Consider the following 927-nt stretch of genomic DNA (forward strand, 5'->3'; position numbering starts at 1 on the left):
ACTCGCGCACGACCTCCCGGCAACTCGTCAACGGGTCAAGCCGAAAGACGCAAGCCTGAAACCGCTCTGAAACAAAAAAATCTGCTCCCCGCGGTCCAGGCCGGATGCGTACAATCTTTTCATGCAGGATGGAAGAGAAAAGCCGACATTTGTCGATTAGGTAGCGAGATCCAGCACCGGCACGATGTTGTGGTAAGGCAAGCCTGCACGATCGTTGAGATGTCTTACGTCTGCTTCCTGGTCCGCATCGAAAATGCACATACAGCGGCCATCGTCAGGGGAAAAAATAGAGCGGACATAATTGATCTGAGAGCCGTGTTCGCGCATTTGAGCCGCAGTAGCGATGGCAGCTTTCTGGGCGTCTTCGAGCCCGGTCGTATCGATGCCGCTCAGGTCACGTTCAACCATAAAGATGCTCATGCTCTTCCTCCTGTGTTCGCATGAGGCGATCTGACGCCACGGCTGTTCCCGAGGCCAATACCGTTTATCTATACGTGCATTCCCTCCGGTTATCCGACATGCTGAGTGCATTCGATGACGTGCATCCGGGGGAAGAAGATGGAAATGCACCAGATCCGTTACGCGCTGGCAGTTGCCCGCGCGGGAAGCTTCACCAAGGCCGCGGAGGGCTGCAATGCGTCCCAGCCGGCACTATCCAAGGCTGTGAAAGCGCTAGAGGCGAAACTAGGCTCCCCCCTGTTCCACCGAGAGGGCAAGAAGGTCCTTACGAGCGAGTTCGGCCGCAGCATGCTTCCGCACCTTCAACGGATCGTCGATGAGGCCGAAGTCACCCAAATGGGTCGTGTCCCCACAGGTGGTGTAGCTGACGGCGATGGCCGTGCGGTTCCGGCCAAGCCGGATTGATCAGCGTGCCACGGCTGGCAGGCTAACGAACGGATCATCGCTCAAGGGAGCGACGGATTCCAG

General features: G+C 57.5%; 2 protein-coding genes. One reads left to right on the forward strand and one right to left on the reverse strand.

Going from position 1 to position 927, the window contains the following annotated elements; genetic code table 11:
- Nucleotides 1-156: 156 nt before the first annotated feature.
- Nucleotides 157-420, reverse strand: a complete 264-nt coding sequence (locus VQ042_RS25695; protein ID WP_331823066.1) for a nickel-binding protein — start codon at nt 418-420, stop codon at nt 157-159.
- A gap of 138 nt (nt 421-558) precedes the next feature.
- Between VQ042_RS25695 and VQ042_RS25700 the strand changes: the two genes are divergently transcribed.
- Nucleotides 559-864 carry a LysR family transcriptional regulator gene (locus tag VQ042_RS25700; RefSeq protein WP_331823067.1) on the forward strand — a complete coding sequence of 102 codons (306 nt, stop codon included), beginning with the start codon at nt 559-561 and terminating at the stop codon, nt 862-864.
- Nucleotides 865-927 lie beyond the last annotated feature (63 nt).

Origin of the sequence: Aurantimonas sp. A2-1-M11, assembly GCF_036549475.1 — a bacterium.
Classification (GTDB): Bacteria; Pseudomonadota; Alphaproteobacteria; order Rhizobiales; family Rhizobiaceae; genus Aurantimonas.